Source organism: Microseira wollei NIES-4236, from assembly GCF_020521235.1.
GTDB classification, from domain to species: domain Bacteria; phylum Cyanobacteriota; class Cyanobacteriia; order Cyanobacteriales; family Aerosakkonemataceae; genus Microseira; species Microseira wollei.
The window spans coordinates 1-18,317 of sequence record NZ_BLAY01000192.1 but is presented as its reverse complement, the minus strand read 5'-3'; the positions used below and the strand labels follow the sequence as shown (position 1 = coordinate 18,317).

Annotated in this window: 15 protein-coding genes and 1 pseudogene; 11 read left to right on the top strand and 5 right to left on the bottom strand. The window is 45.6% G+C overall.

Annotation, left to right across the window (positions count from 1 at the left end; translation table 11 throughout):
- Positions 1-133: 133 nt before the first annotated feature.
- Entirely contained in the window at positions 134-1,801 is a 1,668-nt protein-coding gene (locus tag MiSe_RS40185; RefSeq protein ID WP_226591331.1) for a glycosyltransferase family 39 protein, read from the bottom strand.
- A gap of 54 nt (positions 1,802-1,855) precedes the next feature.
- The gene (gene argG / locus MiSe_RS40180) at positions 1,856-3,223 is read right to left on the bottom strand and encodes an argininosuccinate synthase (RefSeq protein ID WP_226591329.1); all 1,368 of its coding nucleotides are present in this window, start codon (positions 3,221-3,223) and stop codon (positions 1,856-1,858) included.
- A gap of 85 nt (positions 3,224-3,308) precedes the next feature.
- Between argG and MiSe_RS40175 the strand changes: the two genes are divergently transcribed.
- The 8 genes from MiSe_RS40175 to MiSe_RS51530 all read left to right on the top strand — a co-directional run bounded on the left by MiSe_RS40175 (position 3,309) and on the right by MiSe_RS51530 (position 13,430).
- On the top strand, positions 3,309-4,262 hold the full coding sequence (locus tag MiSe_RS40175) for a glycosyltransferase family 2 protein (protein ID WP_226591327.1): 954 nt from the start codon (positions 3,309-3,311) through the stop codon (positions 4,260-4,262).
- Positions 4,263-4,408: 146 nt separating this feature from the next.
- Positions 4,409-4,999 (top strand): hypothetical protein, encoded by a 591-nt coding sequence (locus tag MiSe_RS40170; RefSeq protein WP_226591325.1) that lies wholly within the window; start codon positions 4,409-4,411, stop codon positions 4,997-4,999.
- Between the two features lie 149 nt (positions 5,000-5,148).
- On the top strand, positions 5,149-5,946 hold the full coding sequence (rpsB, locus tag MiSe_RS40165; RefSeq protein WP_226591323.1) for a 30S ribosomal protein S2: 798 nt from the start codon (positions 5,149-5,151) through the stop codon (positions 5,944-5,946).
- 42 nt (positions 5,947-5,988) lie between these two features.
- Positions 5,989-6,648 carry a translation elongation factor Ts gene (tsf, locus tag MiSe_RS40160; RefSeq protein ID WP_226591321.1) on the top strand — a complete coding sequence of 220 codons (660 nt, stop codon included), beginning with the start codon at positions 5,989-5,991 and terminating at the stop codon, positions 6,646-6,648.
- Positions 6,649-7,021: 373 nt separating this feature from the next.
- Positions 7,022-7,843 (top strand): hypothetical protein, encoded by an 822-nt coding sequence (locus MiSe_RS40155; protein ID WP_226591318.1) that lies wholly within the window; start codon positions 7,022-7,024, stop codon positions 7,841-7,843.
- A 254-nt stretch (positions 7,844-8,097) separates the two neighbouring features.
- Positions 8,098-10,605, top strand: coding sequence for an ATP-dependent DNA helicase RecG (recG, locus tag MiSe_RS40150; protein WP_226591315.1), 2,508 nt, complete (start codon positions 8,098-8,100; stop codon positions 10,603-10,605).
- A 188-nt stretch (positions 10,606-10,793) separates the two neighbouring features.
- The gene (locus MiSe_RS40145) at positions 10,794-13,220 is read left to right on the top strand and encodes a CHAT domain-containing protein (protein WP_226591313.1); all 2,427 of its coding nucleotides are present in this window, start codon (positions 10,794-10,796) and stop codon (positions 13,218-13,220) included.
- 75 nt (positions 13,221-13,295) lie between these two features.
- On the top strand, positions 13,296-13,430 hold the full coding sequence (locus MiSe_RS51530; protein WP_264196873.1) for a hypothetical protein: 135 nt from the start codon (positions 13,296-13,298) through the stop codon (positions 13,428-13,430).
- A gap of 5 nt (positions 13,431-13,435) precedes the next feature.
- Here the strand turns inward: MiSe_RS51530 and MiSe_RS40140 are convergent, their stop codons facing one another.
- Positions 13,436-13,693, bottom strand: a complete 258-nt coding sequence (locus tag MiSe_RS40140; RefSeq protein WP_226591310.1) for an RH3 domain-containing protein — start codon at positions 13,691-13,693, stop codon at positions 13,436-13,438.
- A pseudogene (locus MiSe_RS40135) lies at positions 13,690-13,923 on the bottom strand (ParA family protein); the annotation flags it as partial. The pseudogene MiSe_RS40135 and the gene MiSe_RS40140, both read right to left, overlap by 4 nt.
- Before the next feature lie 201 nt (positions 13,924-14,124).
- Between MiSe_RS40135 and MiSe_RS40130 the strand changes: the two are divergent.
- The 3 genes from MiSe_RS40130 (at position 14,125) to MiSe_RS40125 (ending at position 16,517) form a co-directional block, all read left to right on the top strand.
- Positions 14,125-14,439 carry a hypothetical protein gene (locus MiSe_RS40130; RefSeq protein WP_226591305.1) on the top strand — a complete coding sequence of 105 codons (315 nt, stop codon included), beginning with the start codon at positions 14,125-14,127 and terminating at the stop codon, positions 14,437-14,439.
- 64 nt (positions 14,440-14,503) lie between these two features.
- A complete protein-coding gene (locus MiSe_RS51525; protein ID WP_264196872.1) occupies positions 14,504-14,632 on the top strand; it encodes a hypothetical protein in 129 nt (42 codons plus the stop codon).
- A 352-nt stretch (positions 14,633-14,984) separates the two neighbouring features.
- Positions 14,985-16,517, top strand: a complete 1,533-nt coding sequence (locus MiSe_RS40125) for a group II intron reverse transcriptase/maturase (RefSeq protein WP_226591303.1) — start codon at positions 14,985-14,987, stop codon at positions 16,515-16,517.
- Positions 16,518-17,063: 546 nt separating this feature from the next.
- Here MiSe_RS40125 and MiSe_RS40120 read toward each other — a convergent pair.
- A complete protein-coding gene (locus MiSe_RS40120) occupies positions 17,064-18,008 on the bottom strand; it encodes an IS4 family transposase (protein ID WP_226591302.1) in 945 nt (314 codons plus the stop codon).
- Between the last annotated feature and the right edge of the window lie 309 nt (positions 18,009-18,317).

Here is an 18,317-nt window from a genome sequence, read left to right as displayed (position 1 = left end):
ATCTTTTGGTATAAATCAAAATTTTTATACGCCGTGCCCCTACTCGCGCCACCGCAAAATATGGGCACGGCATTCCACAATCTTTTGGTATAAATCAAAATTGTTATACGCCGTGCCCCTACTCGCGGGGTTTCTAGACTTTTTTCCTAAGTTTCCAAAGCCAATCTTTATAAACCGGCTCTATTTTAAAATTTTGCTCTTGCTCAATCCCCTGGCGCAATCTCTCGGAAGGACGATATAAGAAGGCATTGCCAAACTTATCTGGAATTTTAGGAATATTTCCCTCTACCACTAACTGAAGATTCACTTCAGGCTTCAGCAAATGACTAAAAGCCAGCACTCTTCCCGGAATTTCATCAGTGACTAAAAGCGGATGTTCCGCTTGATTAACAATTCGAGCAACTTGGGGATTATATTTACTATTTGTATGACTATTGTGCCACCAAATTGGAAAGAAACTGCTCGCTACACAGGATATAACCCCGCTGGCAATTAAGGCAACTAAAACATATGACCACCGTTTTACATGCTGGCTTTTAGTTATTTTAACTGTCAGCAAATAAGCCACAGCAACTTGAATTCCTAAAAAACAAGGTATTGCATATCGAGTCACACTGGATCGCCGTCCGCCTAAAATTAAATCTGGTAAAATTAAAGCTAATCCCGTGACTCCAATTAAAGTAAAAATAAATAACCAAGTCGGCTTCGGAGTGTTACGGCAGACAAAATAAAGCGCCCAAATCGATAAAATTGCCGTTATATATAAAATTGGATTGATAAAACTTAAACCGTGATTCAAATCAAAAAATAGCCGGCTCAAATTTAATAACCAACGTAAAGGCAAATTTCGCACTGTTGAGTTAGTTGTTGCTGTATTTTGAATAATTTGGGATAAATTAGCGGCAATTATCAAAAGCCACGGTGAAAAAATCAGCAACCCTGTCAATGATGCTAGTAAATAAGCGATCGCTTTTTTACTAAATCGAAAGCCTTCAATTGCAACTATATAAATTCCATGTCCAATCGCAACTAAACCGAAAAATAAATGGGAATAAAGTCCAATCGCTACTGTTAATGCATAAATTACCCAATGTACAGGATGCAGAGCATCCCTACTCTCGTACCCAGGCTCAGCCTGGGTACGAGTATCCTCAGCTGCTGCTTTGCTGGCTTTTCCCCACCGTACAGGATGCAGAGCATCCCTACTCTCGTACCCAGGCTCAGCCTGGGTACGAGTATTGCAAGGCTCTGCCTTGCTTGCTTTTAACAATGCTGCACTCGACAATAAAATAGCCACCGTCCACAAACTATATTGTCTTGCTTGCTGCGCGTACAACACGTGAAAAGGCGAAACAGCTATTAGAATAACCGCTACCCATCCCGTCAGGGATGATGCAAATAATTCCAGCGATAACCAATAGATACAAGGAAATGCCAGCCAACTAATAAATGCAGATAAACTTCTAATACTGACAACAGAATTACCAAAAGTTTGTACCCAAAATCGCGCCATTAAGTAATACAAAGGCGAATGTTCTGCATTTCCCGCAAAAGCATTTATCGCGTCATTTAAACCTTTCTCGGAATTGGGATATTGATATTTTTCCTGTAATTCTTGTACGCTAATAACTCGCCCGTTGAACGCTTGCTCGACTAATTCTGTTTGAGTATGTCCGGAAATCCTCAGGGAAGTTAGCGTTTCGTCGTACCAGTAAAGTTTGCCGTCGAGGTTGATAAATCGAAATAGTATTCCCAGTATTAATACAACTGCGATTATATGCGATCGCTTACCCTTCATCATCTTCTCCTATCCAGAAACCCGGTTTTTCCAAAAAACCGGGTTTCTTTCTTCAACCTAACTCTTTAACTTTACTTGTCCGCTAGTCGCCAACACTCGCGCACTCACGCCAAATACCCGCAGCAGTCCCTCCGAATCACCATGATTATAACTACCAATCCCTTCCATTGAAGCATTTTCTTCTGAATATAGAGAATGATTTGTATCGGTGGCGGACACAAAGGAAATATTTCCTTTGTAAAGCGAAACTTTAATAGTTCCTGTCGCCAATTCTGCGGTACGTTTAATCGCTTCGAGTGCCATCTGCGTCGCCAAATCAAACCAATATCCCTGATAGATTTGCTTGGCAATTAATAAGGATAATTGGTCAAAGAACTCTCGCGCGCGGCGGTCTAAAATTAATTGCAGTAAAAATGCATAGCAAGTTCCCAACAATTCTACCCCAGGGCTTTCGTAAACCCCGCGCGATTTAATTCCCACAAAGCGATTTTCCACTAAATGAGTGCCAATCCCAATCCCGTGGCGTCCGCCGATAGCATTTGCTTGCAGAAATGCATCGACCAAATTAACCGCATTGCCGTTAATTTTAACCGGACGACCTTGCTCAAAAGTCACGGTAAATTCTTCGGCTTCGTTGGGTGCATCGGCGGGATAACAACCCATAATTGGCTTGACAAAATGAGCAGGAGTTGTTAGAGCTTCCAACAATCCCGATTCGTGGGTTAAACCGAGCATATTCGCATCGGTGGAATAAGGTTTATCTTTTGATGCGGTGACGGGAAGACCTTTTTCTTGACAGAAATCAATCATTTCGCTGCGACCCGGAAAGCGTGCTAAAAATTCCTCATCGCGCCAAGGTGCATAAACTTCAAAATCCGGGGCGAGCATATTAGTAATTAGCTGAAACCGGACTTGGTCGTTACCCCGTCCAGTTGCGCCGTGGCTGAAAATAGTCAGCCCTCTTTTTTTCATTGCTTGAATCATCGCTTTGGTGAGGACGCAGCGGGCAATTGCAGTGGTATTCCAGTAGCGTCCTTCATAGCAAGCTTGGGTTTGAATTAAATCTACACCGGCCCCGGCGATCGCATCCCGTGCGGGTAACAAAACAAAATCTACCGCCCCCGCCATTGACATGCGCTTGCCAATTGCTTCCACATCCTCTTCATCGGGTTGACCCAAATCTGCTGTAAAACATACGACCTTGACACCTTTATCGGTCAGCCAACGGGTAATCGTACAACTATCTAAACCGCCAGAACCCGCAAATGCAATGGTTTTTCCGTTCAAATCCTGAGCTTTCATGCCAAATCTTCCTCTTGTGGCGATGCGTTCGCGAAGCGTCTCCGAAGGAGAATCGCAACTTCCATAGTCGAAAAACGACAAACTTCCATTATCTATCCAATCGCTGCCGATTCTGTCAGCCATCGTACAGTTTTATTTTTTGCTAACCAGCGATTGCCAAAGCATTAATAAGTCTTTACAATGAGCCGGGACTCATTCTTAGCTCGCCGTGTTTTTCAGCGTCGTCATTCCAACATACAATCGCCGACCTATCCTGGAAAAATGCCTCCTAGCCTTGGAAAAACAGCATCTGAGACAGGGTAGCCTCGTTACAGGTTACGAAGTAGTGCTGGTGGATGATGGTTCCACAGATGGCACGCTGGAATGGTTGGAAGCAGATGCCGCCAAATTTCCTCACGTGCGACGTTTCGCTCAATCTCACGCAGGTCCCGCCGCCGCCCGCAATCTAGGCGTAGAACAAGCACTAGGGGATACTATCATCTTTATCGATAGCGATCTAGTGGTGACGGAAAACTTCCTCCAGGCGCACGCAGACGCCCTCCTACAGGGAGAAAAGACTTTAGCGAGCGTACGCTTATTCACCTATGGTAGAGTCATCAACACCTGTAACTTTGACGACCCTACTTCAGAACCGTACAAAATTACCGACTTTTCTGCTGCATATTTTGCCACGGGGAATGTAGCGATCGCGCGTCACTGGCTAATCAAAGCCGGACTCTTCGATACTCGCTTTCAACTCTACGGCTGGGAAGACCTAGAATTAGGCGTGCGCCTCAAACAACTCGGTCTTAAACTGATTAAATGTCCTGACGCTGTCGGCTACCATTGGCATCCGCCCTTCTCCCTGGCACAAATTCCCAACTTAATCGAAAAAGAAATCCAACGGGGACGCATGGGCGTCTTGTTTTATCAAAAACATCCGACACCCGAAGTACGGATGATGATTCAAATGACACCACTGCATCGACTTCTCTGGGGACTTCTCACCCTCGGCGGCAGACTCAACGAAAAAACAATGGCAGGTTTCTTACAACAACTAATAGACCGAGGTCAACCGCAATTAGCCCTGGAAATTGCGCGAATTTTTCTTAATTGGTACAACGTCCAAGGAGTTTATGCCGCTTACGCCGAAATACAGCAGCTGGGCAGAGGGGCTTCTTGAGCAGGTGAGAAAGAATCATCAACGATTAGCCATGAGCAATGAGCAATTAGCGCTTGCCCCATACCATTGACCGCTAGGTAAATTTACGTTACTCTGTTGCAGCAACCTTCAAATCTCAAAAACTTATTTGAATTGCAAAGGTAATTATGTTTCATCGCACAAAAAATTGGCTTTTGATCTCAATCCTCGCCGTTTCATTAACCGCTTGCACAGAAGGTTCTCAAACAAAGGGGGATGCATCAAAACCGGCAAATTCCTCACCAGCAGCAACACCCGTAAAAGCAGCCGCTACAAAAGCAGAACCAGCTTTCAGCAAGACCATCCCTGGGGTTAAAAATGCCAGCGAAGTCAAATTTAAATCCCCATCAGACCCAAGCAAAACAGGTTTTTTTGATACAGTAAATGAATCTATAGGACCCAAACACGAGGTCGCAAAGACAGCTACAGTAAAAATCGCTGGATGGGCGTTTCTACCAGGCAAAAACAAAATACCAGAACGGGTAATTATTACACTGGCAGACAATAAAACCGTCGTCGCAGTTGCTGACGTAAAGTTACCTAGACCAGATGTTGCCAAAGCCTTGAACAATCCTGCTTATAAAAGCTCGGGTTGGGACGTTACAATTAATGCTTCTGCATTGCCCCCAGGTAAATCCGTACTCAAAGCTTGGGCTTATGATTCTGCCACAAAGGAAGCTACTCCCCTGGGAGGTACCCACGAAATCGTTGTGGAATGATTGGGTTATTTAGCAGCACAATTGTGCTAGCTTAAAGATTGTCGTCAAAAAATCGCACATCCGGGGTTTCGGGTGTTTCCGGGGATATTCAAACCCCTAGCGAAATCCCCCTGGATGGAGGATTAACCCGAATCAGGAGTAAAAATCAGATGCCAGTAGTTTCTTTGGCTCAAATGATGGAGTCAGGGGTTCATTTTGGACACCAAACCCGCCGTTGGAACCCCAAAATGTCTCGTTATATCTACACCTCGCGTAACGGGGTTCACATTATCGACCTCGTGCAGACGGCTCAGCTGATGGAAGATGCCTACAGCTACATGCGTACCGCCGCCGAACAAGGCAAAAAATTCCTGTTTATCGGCACAAAACGGCAAGCAGCGGGGATTATAGCACAAGAAGCGCAACGGTGCGGAGCTTACTTTGTAAACCAACGCTGGTTAGGTGGAATGCTCACCAACTGGACAACGATTAAAACGCGGGTAGAACGTTTGAAAGACTTGGAACGCCGTCAAGAAAATGGCGCCCTCGATTTGTTGCCCAAAAAAGAAGCCGCCGTCCTGCGCCGCGAAATGGAAAAGCTGCAAAAATACCTGGGCGGCATTAAGCTGATGCGGAAAGTACCCGATATCGTGCTGATCGTAGATCAGCGGCGGGAATACAACGCCGTCCAAGAATGCCAGAAGCTGTCAATTCCCATCGTGTCCCTGTTGGATACCAACTGCGACCCCGATGTGGTGGATATTCCCATTCCCGCCAACGATGACGCGATTCGGTCAATTAAACTGATCGTAGGAAAGCTGGCAGACGCCATTTATGAAGGGCGTCACGGTCAAGTCGCAGGTGAAGTCGAAGAAGATTACGAAGATTACGAAGGCGCAGAAGAAGAATACGAATACGAAGAGAGCGATTTTGTAGATACTGATGAAGAGGACGAAGACGAAGAATAATCGGCTTCGGGAAACAGTAGTTAGGTAGGAATCAAACACAAGATGGCGGAAATATCGGCAAAAGCAGTCCAAGAACTGCGAAAAAAAACCGGCGCTGGCATGATGGATTGCAAAAAAGCGCTGGCAGAAAGCGACGGTGATATGACCAAGGCTATGGAATGGCTGCGGAAAAAAGGCATCACCTCGGCGGATAAAAAAGCAGACCGGGTAGCCGCAGAAGGGCAAGTAGGTAGCTACATCCATACCGGCGGCAGAGTCGGCGTGCTGGTGGAAGTCAACTGCGAAACCGACTTTGTGGCGCGTCGCGATGAGTTCCAAGCTTTGGTGCGGAATGTGGCGATGCAAGTAGCAGCTTGTCCCAACGTCGAGTACGTTAGGGTATCCGACATTCCCCCCGAAGTCGTCGCCAAAGAAAAAGAAATTGAAATGGGGCGCGATGACTTGGGGAATAAACCAGACAACGTCAAAGAAAAGATCGTTCAGGGACGGATTGAAAAACGCCTGAAAGAGATGTCTTTGATGGATCAGCCTTATATCCGCGATCAAAATATCAGCGTGGAAGAGTTGGTCAAGCAGACTGTCGCTCAAATTGGTGAAAATATCCAAGTCCGTCGCTTCGTCCGCTTCGTACTCGGCGAAGGGATTGAAAAGAAAGAAAGCAACTTCGCTGAAGAAGTCGCCGCGCAAATGGGTGGCAACTAATCACGTCAGTTGCTGGTTATAAACGGCGTTGCTAATTGCTAATGGCTAATTGCTAATTGGGAGAGATGCTCAATCATATCCTCAGGACTTACGCACGACAAGCCTATCACCAAAGTTTCTGCGTAGATATCTTGTTACCAAACCAACGATTTTTCAGAGAAACTTTGGTGTTTGTGTAAGTCCCGCTCCTGCCATTAGCCATTAGCCATTAGCCGCAAGGTTGAGATAACTAGCAACTTGAGTCAGATCGTAGATGGCACCTGGCATGGGGCATGGGTGAAAAAAATCAATTTGGCCTTTGATGCACCCATGCGCCATCTCTGGGCTACGCTAGAAAACAGGAATTTTGTCCTGGGGTTGCAGTTGTACCGTTATGGCTGGAGCAATTGAGCGCATAGCGCGGGATTTGTCAGCATTGGAGGAAGCGATCGCCGCGATCGCCACAGAACTCCACAATAGTTATGCCGGATATCTCGGCGCCTTGGGGCAAGCAGTGCGCCACCAATTAGTATTGGCAAGCTATCACCTTTGTACCCAAGGCTATCCCGATGAATTTCTCAATCTATCCTTCAGCCAGCGGCAACAATTGCAACAATCCCTCCGGGAAATCGCGGCAAAAGCTAAAGAACGTTTGCTCCGGCAATTTCATTCGCCCATTCCCAGCGAATTCGCCTCCGTAACCACCCAGGAACATCAGGGAAATAACGGGGGAGAGGAAGTATCATCTGTAACTAAAGTGCCACAGAAACGGCAACCGGAAGAGTTAGTCGCTTGGCTGGAAAGCGTGGAAATAGCGATCGCCAAAACCCTACAAAGAACCTCCCGCGATAGCAACCGTTTATTACAGCAAGCAGAAATCTTACCCAAAAAAATACCCGAACCGATTATAGAAGCAGCCGCCAAAGTAGAAGCCGCCGCCGAGAGCGTTGCTGGCCCGCCCAACTTGTTAAACTTGGTAATTGAAGCAGAAGACGATGACGAGCTGCAAAGCTCCACCGTGACTCACGTCTATGCCATTCACCTGCGGTTATCGGAAATTGAATTAGCCGATCCCACCGTAATGGCATATCGCCACCAAATTCGCAACCTGGTAGCTAAACTGCGCGGGATTGAACGCGAGTATCAAAAGAAACAACGCGAACGCGCCGTCGCCGAAGCAGAATCAGCATGGCGTGCCAGTTGGTTTGATGATTAGTTAGTGGTAATGGGTAATGGGTAATTGGCGATGGGAGAAAGGAATAATTCCATGACCTAACGCAAGTTGCTAGTTATAAACAAGGCCGTTGCTAATTGCTAATTGCTAATTGCTAATATAGGATTTTTACTGACATTAGCTATTAGCCTCGTTCCCAGGCTCCTGCCTGGGAACGCCATTAGCCGCTCCCAGAGAGATAACTAGCAACTTGAGTTACCTATTACACATTACCCATTACCTATTACCTATTACCTATGACCTATAATCAATTAGATTGGGAAAGATTGCACAAAGCTTTGGCATTCGAAGCAGAACGGGGTTTTACAGATTTGGTGGGCAAACAATATCGCTTCAGTGAATTTGTTTGTCTCAGTTTCGGTCAACCCCTCGCAGATAGTACCCTTGTGGAACGACGCCAATGGCAAGAAATGGCGTCCAGGTTTGCTAACTATCCTCAATTAACCCTAGAAGAACGACAGCAACTCGTAGCAGAAGCACGTCGGTTCCTCGCTCAAATGCAGCAGGAGAGTGAAGAGGACGCGGGGACGGGGGGACGCGGGGACGCGGAGAATGTGTTAGAAGAACTTGGCAATTACCAATTACCAATTACTAATGCCAAATTACCCCGCACAACCCCTGTAAATCAATCTAACCAAACAATTTTACTCGACCAATCTTTGGGGCAGTTGCCAGGAATTGGGCGCAGGGGGGAATATTTAGCACAAAAACTGGGTTTATATACAGTCCGCGATGTTTTGTTTTACTACCCCCGCGACTACATTGATTATGCGCGTCAGGTAGATATTGCGGAGTTAATGGAAGGGGAAACTGTTACCTTGGTGGGAACGGTAAAACGCTGCAACTGCTTTACTAGCCCGAAAAATAAGAAATTAACGATTTTTGAACTGTTATTGAAGGATAAAACCGGGCAAATTAAGCTCAATCGATTTTATGCTGGCACGCGCTACAGCAATCGCCCTTGGCAAGAAGGGATGAAAAATCGCTATACAGAAGGCACAGTCGTTGCGGCTTCGGGTTTGGTGAAGAAAAATAAGTATGGCATAACAATAGACAATCCAGAAATAGAAGTATTGGGAGATCCAGACGATACGATCGATTCTCACGGGATCGGTCGCGTCGTGCCGGTGTATCCTTTAACCGAGGGAGTGCCAGCGGATTTGATGCGACGGGTGGCGATGGCGGCGTTACCCGCAGCAAAACAATTGCCAGATCCTTTGCCGGTAGCGTTGCGCGATCGCTATGGGTTAATGGGGTTAGAGGATGCGATCGCTAACATCCATTTTCCCGCCGACACCGCCGCAAAACAAGCCGCGCGCCATCGATTAGTCTTCGACGAATTCTTCTACTTGCAATTAGGATTTCTCCAACGCCGTCAAACTTTACGCCGCACCCAGACGGGGGCAATTTTAGCGCCTACAGGTCAATTAATCGAACAATTCTCCGAAATTCTACCATTTAAATTAACCAACGCCCAACAGCGAGTCATCAGCGACATCCTCAAGGATTTAGAAAAAACCGCCCCGATGAATCGATTAGTTCAAGGGGATGTAGGTTCGGGTAAAACCGTTGTTGCCGTTATTGCCATTCTCGCCGCAATTCAATCCGGTTATCAAGCCGCATTAATGGCACCTACAGAAGTATTGGCAGAACAACATTATCGCAAATTAGTTAGCTGGTTTAATCTGCTTCATTTGCCGGTAGAACTGCTCACAGGTTCTACTAAAGCAGCCAAACGCCGTCAAATTCACGCCCAATTAGAAACAGGAGAATTACCTTTATTAGTAGGAACTCACGCCCTAATTCAAGACCCGGTAAATTTTAAGAGTTTGGGGTTAGTAGTAATTGACGAACAGCACCGCTTTGGGGTGCATCAGCGGGCGCGTTTGCAGCAAAAAGGCGAACAACCCCACGTATTAACAATGACAGCAACGCCTATTCCTCGGACTTTAGCGCTGACAATTCACGGGGATTTAGATGTGAGTCAAATTGATGAATTGCCACCGGGAAGACAAGCAATTCAAACAACCGTATTATCGGGTAGAGAACGCACCCAAGCATACGACTTGATGCGCCGGGAAATAGCCCAGGGGCGACAAGTTTATATTGTTTTACCATTAGTTCAAGAATCGGAAAAGTTAGATTTACGTTCGGCAATTGAAGAACATCAGAAACTTTCGGAAGCTATTTTTCCGCAATTTCAAGTAGGATTGCTTCACGGTCGCATGAGTTCGGCTGAAAAAGACGAAGCGATTCATAAATTTCGGGATAATCAAACGCAAATCCTCGTTTCTACTACGGTGGTAGAAGTGGGCGTGGATGTGCCGAATGCTACGGTAATGCTAATTGAACATGCGGAACGTTTTGGTTTATCTCAGTTGCATCAATTGCGGGGGCGCGTTGGTCGGGGGGCGGAGAAATCTTATTGTTTATTAATGAGTAGTTCTACAAATGCCGATGCGCGACAGAGGTTGAATGTATTGGAACAGTCGCAAGATGGCTTTTTTATTGCCGAAATGGATATGCGTTTGCGGGGTCCCGGTGAAGTTTTGGGCACTCGTCAAGCGGGGATGGCGGATTTTGTTTTGGCAAGTTTGGTGGAAGATCAGGATGTTTTGATTTTGGCGCGCGATGCGGCTGAAAAAGTTATTGCTAGGGATGAAACTTTGAATCGATGGCCTTTTTTAAAGGCTGAATTAAAGTATCGCTATGAACGATTGATGGGAGGGACGATTTTAACTTGAGATAAAGCTATTTTAATGAACCGCTCCAGGCGCAGAACCGGGAAGGGAAGAGAAAGGAAGAGTCACAAGCAGGTAAGTTTTTAAATTTAATAATTAATTTAGCGGAGATAGGTAGATAAAGTAGTATCAAATTAGACATAAAATCGGCTACATGTAGATCTGCGATCGCATCCCACCCTGTCCACCCCATGAAAGAACTACGCCAAGAAGCCTACCAAAGTCTGATCGAGCGACTCCTTACCTGTGTCAGCAGCGAAGAACCAGAGATTTTGCGGACAAACCGCAACTTAGTCGATGCTGGTCTAGTCCAGACGATGCTGAAAGCAGCAGGCGATCTGGCAAAAGGGGGGGATCCAACGCGGGCGAATCGTTTAATGAATATCGCCGGGAGTCTGCTGGGAGTTTGTGGGAATTCCTCTACTCAGGTTACCCCACAAGAGTATTTTGATTTCTTGATGCAGCTATTGGGGACAATTCACGACAGCAACGGCAATTTGCAAAAGGTGGACTCATTACTAAGAGCAAATCTCAATTTTTTGGATCAAAACCTGGCGAGTCAGTTGCGAAGTTTTGCCACAGACAGTTTATCAGAATTTGAGCCGGAACTAGCGCAGCACATGGCGTTAGATCTTTTCAATTTGAGCCAGTTTCTGGTAGATTTTCCCATGGGGAACCGAGAACACAATTTAGAGATTGCTATTACAGGCTACGAAATCTTTGCCTCTGTCTTTAACCAGCAAAACTTTCCCGAAATCTGGGCAGAAATCCAAAATAGTCTGGGCAATATCTACTGTTATCGCCAGAGCATAAAAGCGGAAAGTTGGCCACAGGCAATTCGTCATTACAAGGCAGCCTTAGAAATACGCACTCGTGAAGATTTTCCCACGAATCATATTGAAACTCAATTTAATCTGGGACTTGCGTACCGAGATGCAGGACAGTTAGCGGCTGCTTTTAGAGCAATAGAAATTGCCATTGATACTCTAGAATCCCTGCACGCTGAAATCGCCTCTGGCTTTGAAACTGACCCGCATCAGCTATACGCTTGTATCGTGGAAGTTTGTTTAGAACTGGGGAACCAGGAGCCAGAATATTATAACCGCGCCTTAGAATTCGTCGAGCGCAGCAAAGCCCGTCATTTGGTCGAACTCTTGGTGCGTAAAAATCTTTACCCTAAGCGGAACTTCTATCCCAACCAAAACGAATATCAAAAAACTTGCTACCTACTCGACCAATTGCGACGGCAAATTCCAGCCAAACAGCGACAGTTACAAGCTTGTGGAGATTGGAAATATCAGCTTGAAAATCGCAGCACAAAATTGAGAATTAAGCAAGAGTTAAATTACTTACAACAGCAATGGGATAACTTGCTCCAGGAAATCAACAAAGTAGACCCTCGCTTTAAGTCTATCCAACAGGTGGAACCGATTTCTTTTAGCGATATCTTTGCCCTCACCGATGACAAAACTGCGATCGCTCAATGGTATATTGCCGAGGATAAGATTGTGACATTTGCCATCAGCGTTCGCTCGCCCCATCCCACAGTTTGGCAATCCTCATCCCAAGACTTGAAAGCTTTAATAGATTTGGCTTCCTACAAGCAAAAAGACCAATGGCAAGACCAGCTAGGTCAGATTTTGCGTCAATTATCCCAAATATTGCAGATTGACGAGATATTGGCGCAGATCCCATCGGGATGCGATCGCTTGATTTTAATTCCCCATCGCTGGTTGCATTTATTACCACTTCATGGATTGCCGCTGAAGGGTAAGCCAAATAAATGTCTGTTGGATCGATTTACTCGCGGCGTGGGATATGCACCCAGCTGTCAATTATTGCAATTGAGCCAAAATCAGCAACGGTATATTTTTAGTCACTTATTTGCCGTCCAAGATCCAACCAACGATCTCGTTTACACTAACTTAGAAGTGGCGACGATTTGCTCGTTCTTCCCCTCCGCCGAAGTTTTGGTGAAGCAGGAGGCAGACGAAGCAGCTAGTAAAGTTGATGGAAACTTGTTAGAAGCGCACTGCATTCACTTCTGCTGTCAAGGGGAGTTTAATTCCAAATCGCCGTTAGACTCAGCACTGATATTAGCCCAAAGCGAACGGAAGCCAGATATCCGCCTCACTTTAGCTGAAATTTTTCGATTCAACCTGGAAAGATGCCGCCTGGTCACGCTTTCTGCCTGGGAAACGGGTACAATTGACCAGAGCTTGAGCGATGAATATATTGGTTGGCCTAGCAGCTTCCTCTACGCAGGTAGTCCCAGCGTTGTCACCAGTCTTTGGCGAGTCGATGACTTGGCGACAACCTTTTTGCTCGGTCGATTTTATGAAAATATTAGGAAACATCACCTAATAGAAGCGGCGGATATTGCGATCGCCCTCAAAGACGCCCAAACATGGTTGCGAGACCTTACCAGCAGCGAGTGCGAAATTATCCTGGGTCAACTTAAACCTAAAATTGAGCCAATGTTGGCAAAGTTGCCTAAACAGGAACGCAAGCTTGTTGCGGCGGCGATGGCAAATGCGATCAAGAAAATCCGCTCGCGCCGTCCCTATCCTTTTGCCAATCCTTATTATTGGGCAGGTTTCACCGCAACTGGATTTTAACAGCCATTTTCCGTCGCATTAACGGACTGTAGGGGCACGGCATGAATCAGTATCTATCACGGGAAAATGTTCACTATGCCGTGCTATGCCGTGCCCCGGCAATGTTGTGTGACTCAAAACCTGTTACCGAGTTTTAGGGGAGCGATCGCTTTCAGCAACCAATCGCCAGCCACCGACGAGGCGATCGCACTAAAGGCGATTAAACATTAAAACATCTAAACATCTGAGTTTCTCGACTTAAGCCACCGCTCGACCAACTCTGCCACAATGTCAGACATCTCCCTCTCTTCATCTACAGCCGCTATCTTAAGCTGCCGATGTAGCTGTTTGGGCAGATAGAATGTTGTACTCACATAGTCAGGATTGTTACCCTTGGCCTGCTTTTTCTCTGTCGGTTGTGGGATATCTTCAGCGCCACCTTTAACAGCCCCAAACAAATCATCAAACTGCTTACCGTCCTTTTTCTTAGTCATAGTAAGATTTCCTTCCCCACTTCCAAATAGCACCGCCAAGCAATACCAGCGTAGGAATCACCTTTAACTTGGTTAACTGGTACTCCCTCCAAAGCAGCCTTCTGAAACACTGCCAGCCGTGGGATGCCAGTATTGAACAGTGCAAGCCCCGATGAGGCGATCGCATTCCTGGCGTCTTCACCTGTTCTACTGGGATGTGGAGGCATGAGGGTCAAGAGAATTTTGTAACTGGCAACTGTGAGTATCATTTTCTTGCTTGTTGCTCGGTGGGTCGATTCTTGCGGCGGTCTAAATCTTTAAAAATTTAAATATTTAGAGATTCATTGCCGGTCTAATGCTATGATGCAGCTTACAAGTAAACGCGCCGCGCAGAGGATCTGACCATCCGCCGCGCGACTGACCCCCTAGAAAGAGTAGGAGGCTAAATTATCATGACAAATTTTGGCATTGGGTGGGGAACGACACTAAGTTTACCGCCCCAATTGGTTTACTCGCAAACTCTGGGTTTTGTGCCTGGAGAAGGCGATACTTTGCCGTCGGTGATTCCTGGTGCGGACAGCTTGCCAGCTGCGACAGGCGACTATGAACTGGTAAGGGTAATGGTTTTTGGATCGAGCTACGGAGTCACATACACGATCCGCTGGCTTTACAGGCTACAGTTCGCTCAGATTAGCGAGTGGAGTTTCCTTATGCCTGCTCCAAGTCCGGGTGAATTCATGAGTATTGTTAGTGCGATTCGTTTCTAGGTAAATCCATAGCCTAGAGTCTCAGACATCGCCTGAAAAATAAGTCTGAGATAACTGCAATCAGATGGAGGTGAAAGCCCTCCCCATCAGGGAAGATGTGACGCCAAACCTACCCACACCGAGACTGATTATCAAAGTGAAGCTGGGAATAGGACGGGGAAAACAAGACCTGCGATGGTCGGCAACCCGTTAGGTAGGTCGCAATGGATAGCATAATGCGAATCTCCCGAAAAAGCATCCAAGCTCAGCCAGTGAAAATGAACACTGGACAACCACAATAGACCCGAATCATTTTAACAAGATAGATTCAATCCACCGGTTGTGGTGGGTGAAGTGGAGAATCCTAAAGTGATAAAACAATCTGATCGCGGAACGAAGAAAAACGCTCTTTTCTCCCGGAAGGGTCGAACAGTCCGGGTAAGGTAAATCAAAACCACAGATGAGATGAGCGGGTAGGATGTACTCGAAAAGTTGAGAACTAAGGACTCTCAACCAACTGGGTACGGTTGATAGAGAAGAAATCACTCAAGTAGCAGGATAAGGTTATGACGGCTAACCAAGCTGATAATTGGAAAGAACTACCGTGGAAGAAATTTCAGAAAGTAGTATTCCGCCTACAAACGAGGATTTTCAAGGCTCGGAAGAATGGCAACCTCAAGCTAGTTACAAAACTTCAGAAGTTATTACTTAACTCCAAAGCAGCCAAATATCTGGCAGTGCGGCAAGTAACGCAACTCAATCAAGGCAAAGCCACAGCAGGAGTCGATGGCAAAACTGCCCTGAACTGTAAACAACGGATGCAGCTAGCCAACCAACTCGAAGGATGGAAAACCTGGGAACACCGAAAACTCAGACTTGTACTCATCCCCAAAAAGGATGGCACGATGAGAAAACTAGGCATCCCTACAATAGGCGATAGAGCCTATCAATGTCTTCTCAAGCTTGCCCTAGAACCAAGTGCAGAAGCAACCTTCCACGGAAACTCATACGGTTTTCGACCAGGACGCAAGGCTCACGATGTCCAAAAACGGTTGTTCACCGCACTAAGGTCATTTGCTAACGGAAAAGACAAAACCATCCTAGAAATGGACATCGAAAAATGCTTTGACAGGATAAGTCACCAGACAATCCTGGAAAAAGTAGAACTCCCCAAAGCTGCAATGAAAGGGTTGAAGAAAGCTATCAAAGCAGGAGTTAAAGGGGAATTTCCTCAATCTAAAATGGGAACCCCTCAAGGCGGGACGATTTCGCCAATACTCGCCAATATAGCGCTAAATGGCGTCGAAAGTCTCCTTCCAAAAGCAACCTGTTTAAGGTACGCAGATGATATGGTATTCATCTTCAAAAAGGAACTGACGGAAGCAGAACAAGATACCACCCTCCGGACAATTAGCAATTTTCTAGATCAGCGCTCCCTCAAGGTCAAAGAGAGCAAAACCAGATACGTAAAGGCAACAGATAGTTTCGATTTCTTAGGGTGGAACTTCGCAGTAAAACCCAAGGGAAAATTCAGATCAACTCCTTCCAAGGAAAGCACCCAAAAAGTCAAATCCAAGGTCAAGGTGATGATGAAGGATAGCAGATTCAGCCTCGAAGACAGGATAGCCAAATGTGGCTCCCTAATTCGAGGTAGGAGAAAATACAATCGATACTGTGATATGAGCCAACACGCACTCTGGGAAACAGCTTTATGGACGTGGAAATTCATCCGGAAACAAGGACGTTATGACCGACATCAGACCAACGCAATCATTCATCAGGCGTTTCCCACGGTGTCATGGTCAGTTAATAATCACGTAAATGTCAAAGGTGACAAATCCCCGTTCGATAACGACCTGATATATTGGTCAAAACGTAGCAATAATAACTACGATGGCATATATCTAAAGCTTCTCAAAAAGCAAAGCCACACCTGTACAGCTTGCGGATTAAAATTCCTCAGTGAAGACAAAGTGGAGCTACACCATATTGACGGGAACCATGATAATTGGAAGCCTAACAACCTGGAAGTACTACATCGCCACTGTCATCAACACAAGCCAGTCCACACACAGGTACGTGTAGCCCAAAATGCCTGAAAGGCAGAGTAGATATCGACTAAGAGCCGGATGCGGTGAAAGTCGCACGTCCGGTTCGGAATGGGAGGTGTCCCCTGGTAACAGGGGCATCGACCCTAACCCAAACGAATCCCGCTAAATCGCACTAACTGATTGGGGTAAAACTTGGTAACAACTTTGTAGCAACGCTGGCGATAGTTTCAGCTGTATCGGAAGCGATATGCCTCCCTTCCGCTCGCGCAATCGCCAGTTTCTTCCATCCAGACATCCGTGAGGAATAACCATGACCAACAGCAATGGGCCGGCGGCACGCCCCAACCCGACCCGATGGACACGCTAGAGAGTTTTGTTCAGGGGGCGACAAGCGCCCTAGAAAGCTTGCTGGATAAGTGTTAGAGCTTTTAACCCCCGTTGATAAAATGTGCGCTTATTGCTCACAGAAGTGACTAATTGGGCTACGCACTCCTGACACTCATGAAAGGCAACTATCCAATTGTGACCATACAAACCGACCCAAAAATTGCTATGTCTTCGTCTGGTTCTCCCAGTTTCTTTTGGACGACAAATCTAAGGATATTGACCCAAAATCGAAGTTTTTTCAGCTTGTAACCAAGCAATGGTCATCGCCAGAGCAATTAATAAAATTAAACGAACCAATTTATCAGGTGAAGCTTGGGAGCCTTCGAGGTTATAACCACCAGTTTTACAATCCTTAAACATGGCTTCAATTCCCCAGCGTTCTTTATAAGCTTTCACAGCCGTTGCTAAATCACCAAAATTAGTCAGTAAATACCAAGGTGCTTTCTCTTGTTTATTTTTAGATTTTCTTCGCCAATAAACAGCTAAGTTAAACCGACCAAATCCTTTTTTCTGGTTGATATTGATTTGAGAGAAAAATTTTCGTTTACCGGGCGCTATCTGAATACTTGATAAACAGTTAAACTTGCGTCTTTTTTGGCGAAAGTTCGTATCCTTTTTTGGCCTCAACACAAACTTAACACCTTGGCGGTCTATCCACTGCGCCCGGTCTACACTGTGGAACTCTCTATCTCCCACAATCACTATTTGATGAGTTTTAAACAGTTTAATTACAGGGCGTAAGACGATTTGTTGTTCTCTTAAATCACTCGCTCCTTTTTTCGCTAGTAAAATCCAAAATATGGGAAAGGCGAGTTTTTGATAAATGGCACTCGCCATTAAAATATTATTGTCTTGCCAAGGGGTTCTATCTAAGGCAATAATCAGCCGTTTTCCGTTCGGGATGCGTTGAGTAATAATTGCTTGAATCAGAGGAAACCACAATAGAACTACACTTAACCTGGTCAAATTCAAAAAACGTTGTATATGGCGACGACGACTGTTCTGTTGAATTGGTAAAGGTAGAGTTGCGGCTAACCTTTCTATTTTTACTTGTTTTTGACTTTGGCGGAGCCATACTAATAATTTTAATGTAATCAGTTGAGTGAAACTCAAATATTTTTGCAGGTGGGTTTGGTAAAATTGAGGTAGCATATTAATCGCGGTCTTGTTGAAATAATAAGACCGTTCTTTTTTATCACAAGAAAGGCTACTGAATGGCGGGTTATTTTTATACTAAGAAAGTGTGTTGTCAATAAGCTGCTAAATTTTTCGCCTGGTCTGAATCCTTAAAGCCTTGATTTATCTCCGTTTGGGGGCGCTTGTCGCCCCCTGAAGGCAAAATCAATGAAAATAGAGTCAGAAATTAATCTTCACAACAACAATGGAACCAGCCAATCAGAAAAAACTCCAGAAACATCTTCAAGCCATAGCAAAAATTATGTATCAAGAAGCAGAGACTAA

What these genes read in the sequence shown, in the direction of transcription:
- MiSe_RS40185 (WP_226591331.1), bottom strand. Translation starts at nt 1,801, where the DNA reads ATGATGAAGGGTAAGCGATCGCATATAATCGCAGTTGTATTAATACTG.
- argG (WP_226591329.1), bottom strand. Translation starts at nt 3,223, where the DNA reads ATGGCTGACAGAATCGGCAGCGATTGGATAGATAATGGAAGTTTGTCG.
- MiSe_RS40170 (WP_226591325.1), top strand. Translation starts at nt 4,409, where the DNA reads ATGTTTCATCGCACAAAAAATTGGCTTTTGATCTCAATCCTCGCCGTT.
- rpsB (WP_226591323.1), top strand. Translation starts at nt 5,149, where the DNA reads ATGCCAGTAGTTTCTTTGGCTCAAATGATGGAGTCAGGGGTTCATTTT.
- tsf (WP_226591321.1), top strand. Translation starts at nt 5,989, where the DNA reads ATGGCGGAAATATCGGCAAAAGCAGTCCAAGAACTGCGAAAAAAAACC.
- MiSe_RS40155 (WP_226591318.1), top strand. Translation starts at nt 7,022, where the DNA reads ATGGCTGGAGCAATTGAGCGCATAGCGCGGGATTTGTCAGCATTGGAG.
- recG (WP_226591315.1), top strand. Translation starts at nt 8,098, where the DNA reads ATGACCTATAATCAATTAGATTGGGAAAGATTGCACAAAGCTTTGGCA.
- MiSe_RS40145 (WP_226591313.1), top strand. Translation starts at nt 10,794, where the DNA reads ATGAAAGAACTACGCCAAGAAGCCTACCAAAGTCTGATCGAGCGACTC.
- MiSe_RS51530 (WP_264196873.1), top strand. Translation starts at nt 13,296, where the DNA reads ATGCCGTGCTATGCCGTGCCCCGGCAATGTTGTGTGACTCAAAACCTG.
- MiSe_RS40140 (WP_226591310.1), bottom strand. Translation starts at nt 13,693, where the DNA reads ATGACTAAGAAAAAGGACGGTAAGCAGTTTGATGATTTGTTTGGGGCT.
- MiSe_RS40130 (WP_226591305.1), top strand. Translation starts at nt 14,125, where the DNA reads ATGACAAATTTTGGCATTGGGTGGGGAACGACACTAAGTTTACCGCCC.
- MiSe_RS51525 (WP_264196872.1), top strand. Translation starts at nt 14,504, where the DNA reads ATGGAGGTGAAAGCCCTCCCCATCAGGGAAGATGTGACGCCAAACCTA.
- MiSe_RS40125 (WP_226591303.1), top strand. Translation starts at nt 14,985, where the DNA reads ATGACGGCTAACCAAGCTGATAATTGGAAAGAACTACCGTGGAAGAAA.
- MiSe_RS40120 (WP_226591302.1), bottom strand. Translation starts at nt 18,008, where the DNA reads ATGCTACCTCAATTTTACCAAACCCACCTGCAAAAATATTTGAGTTTC.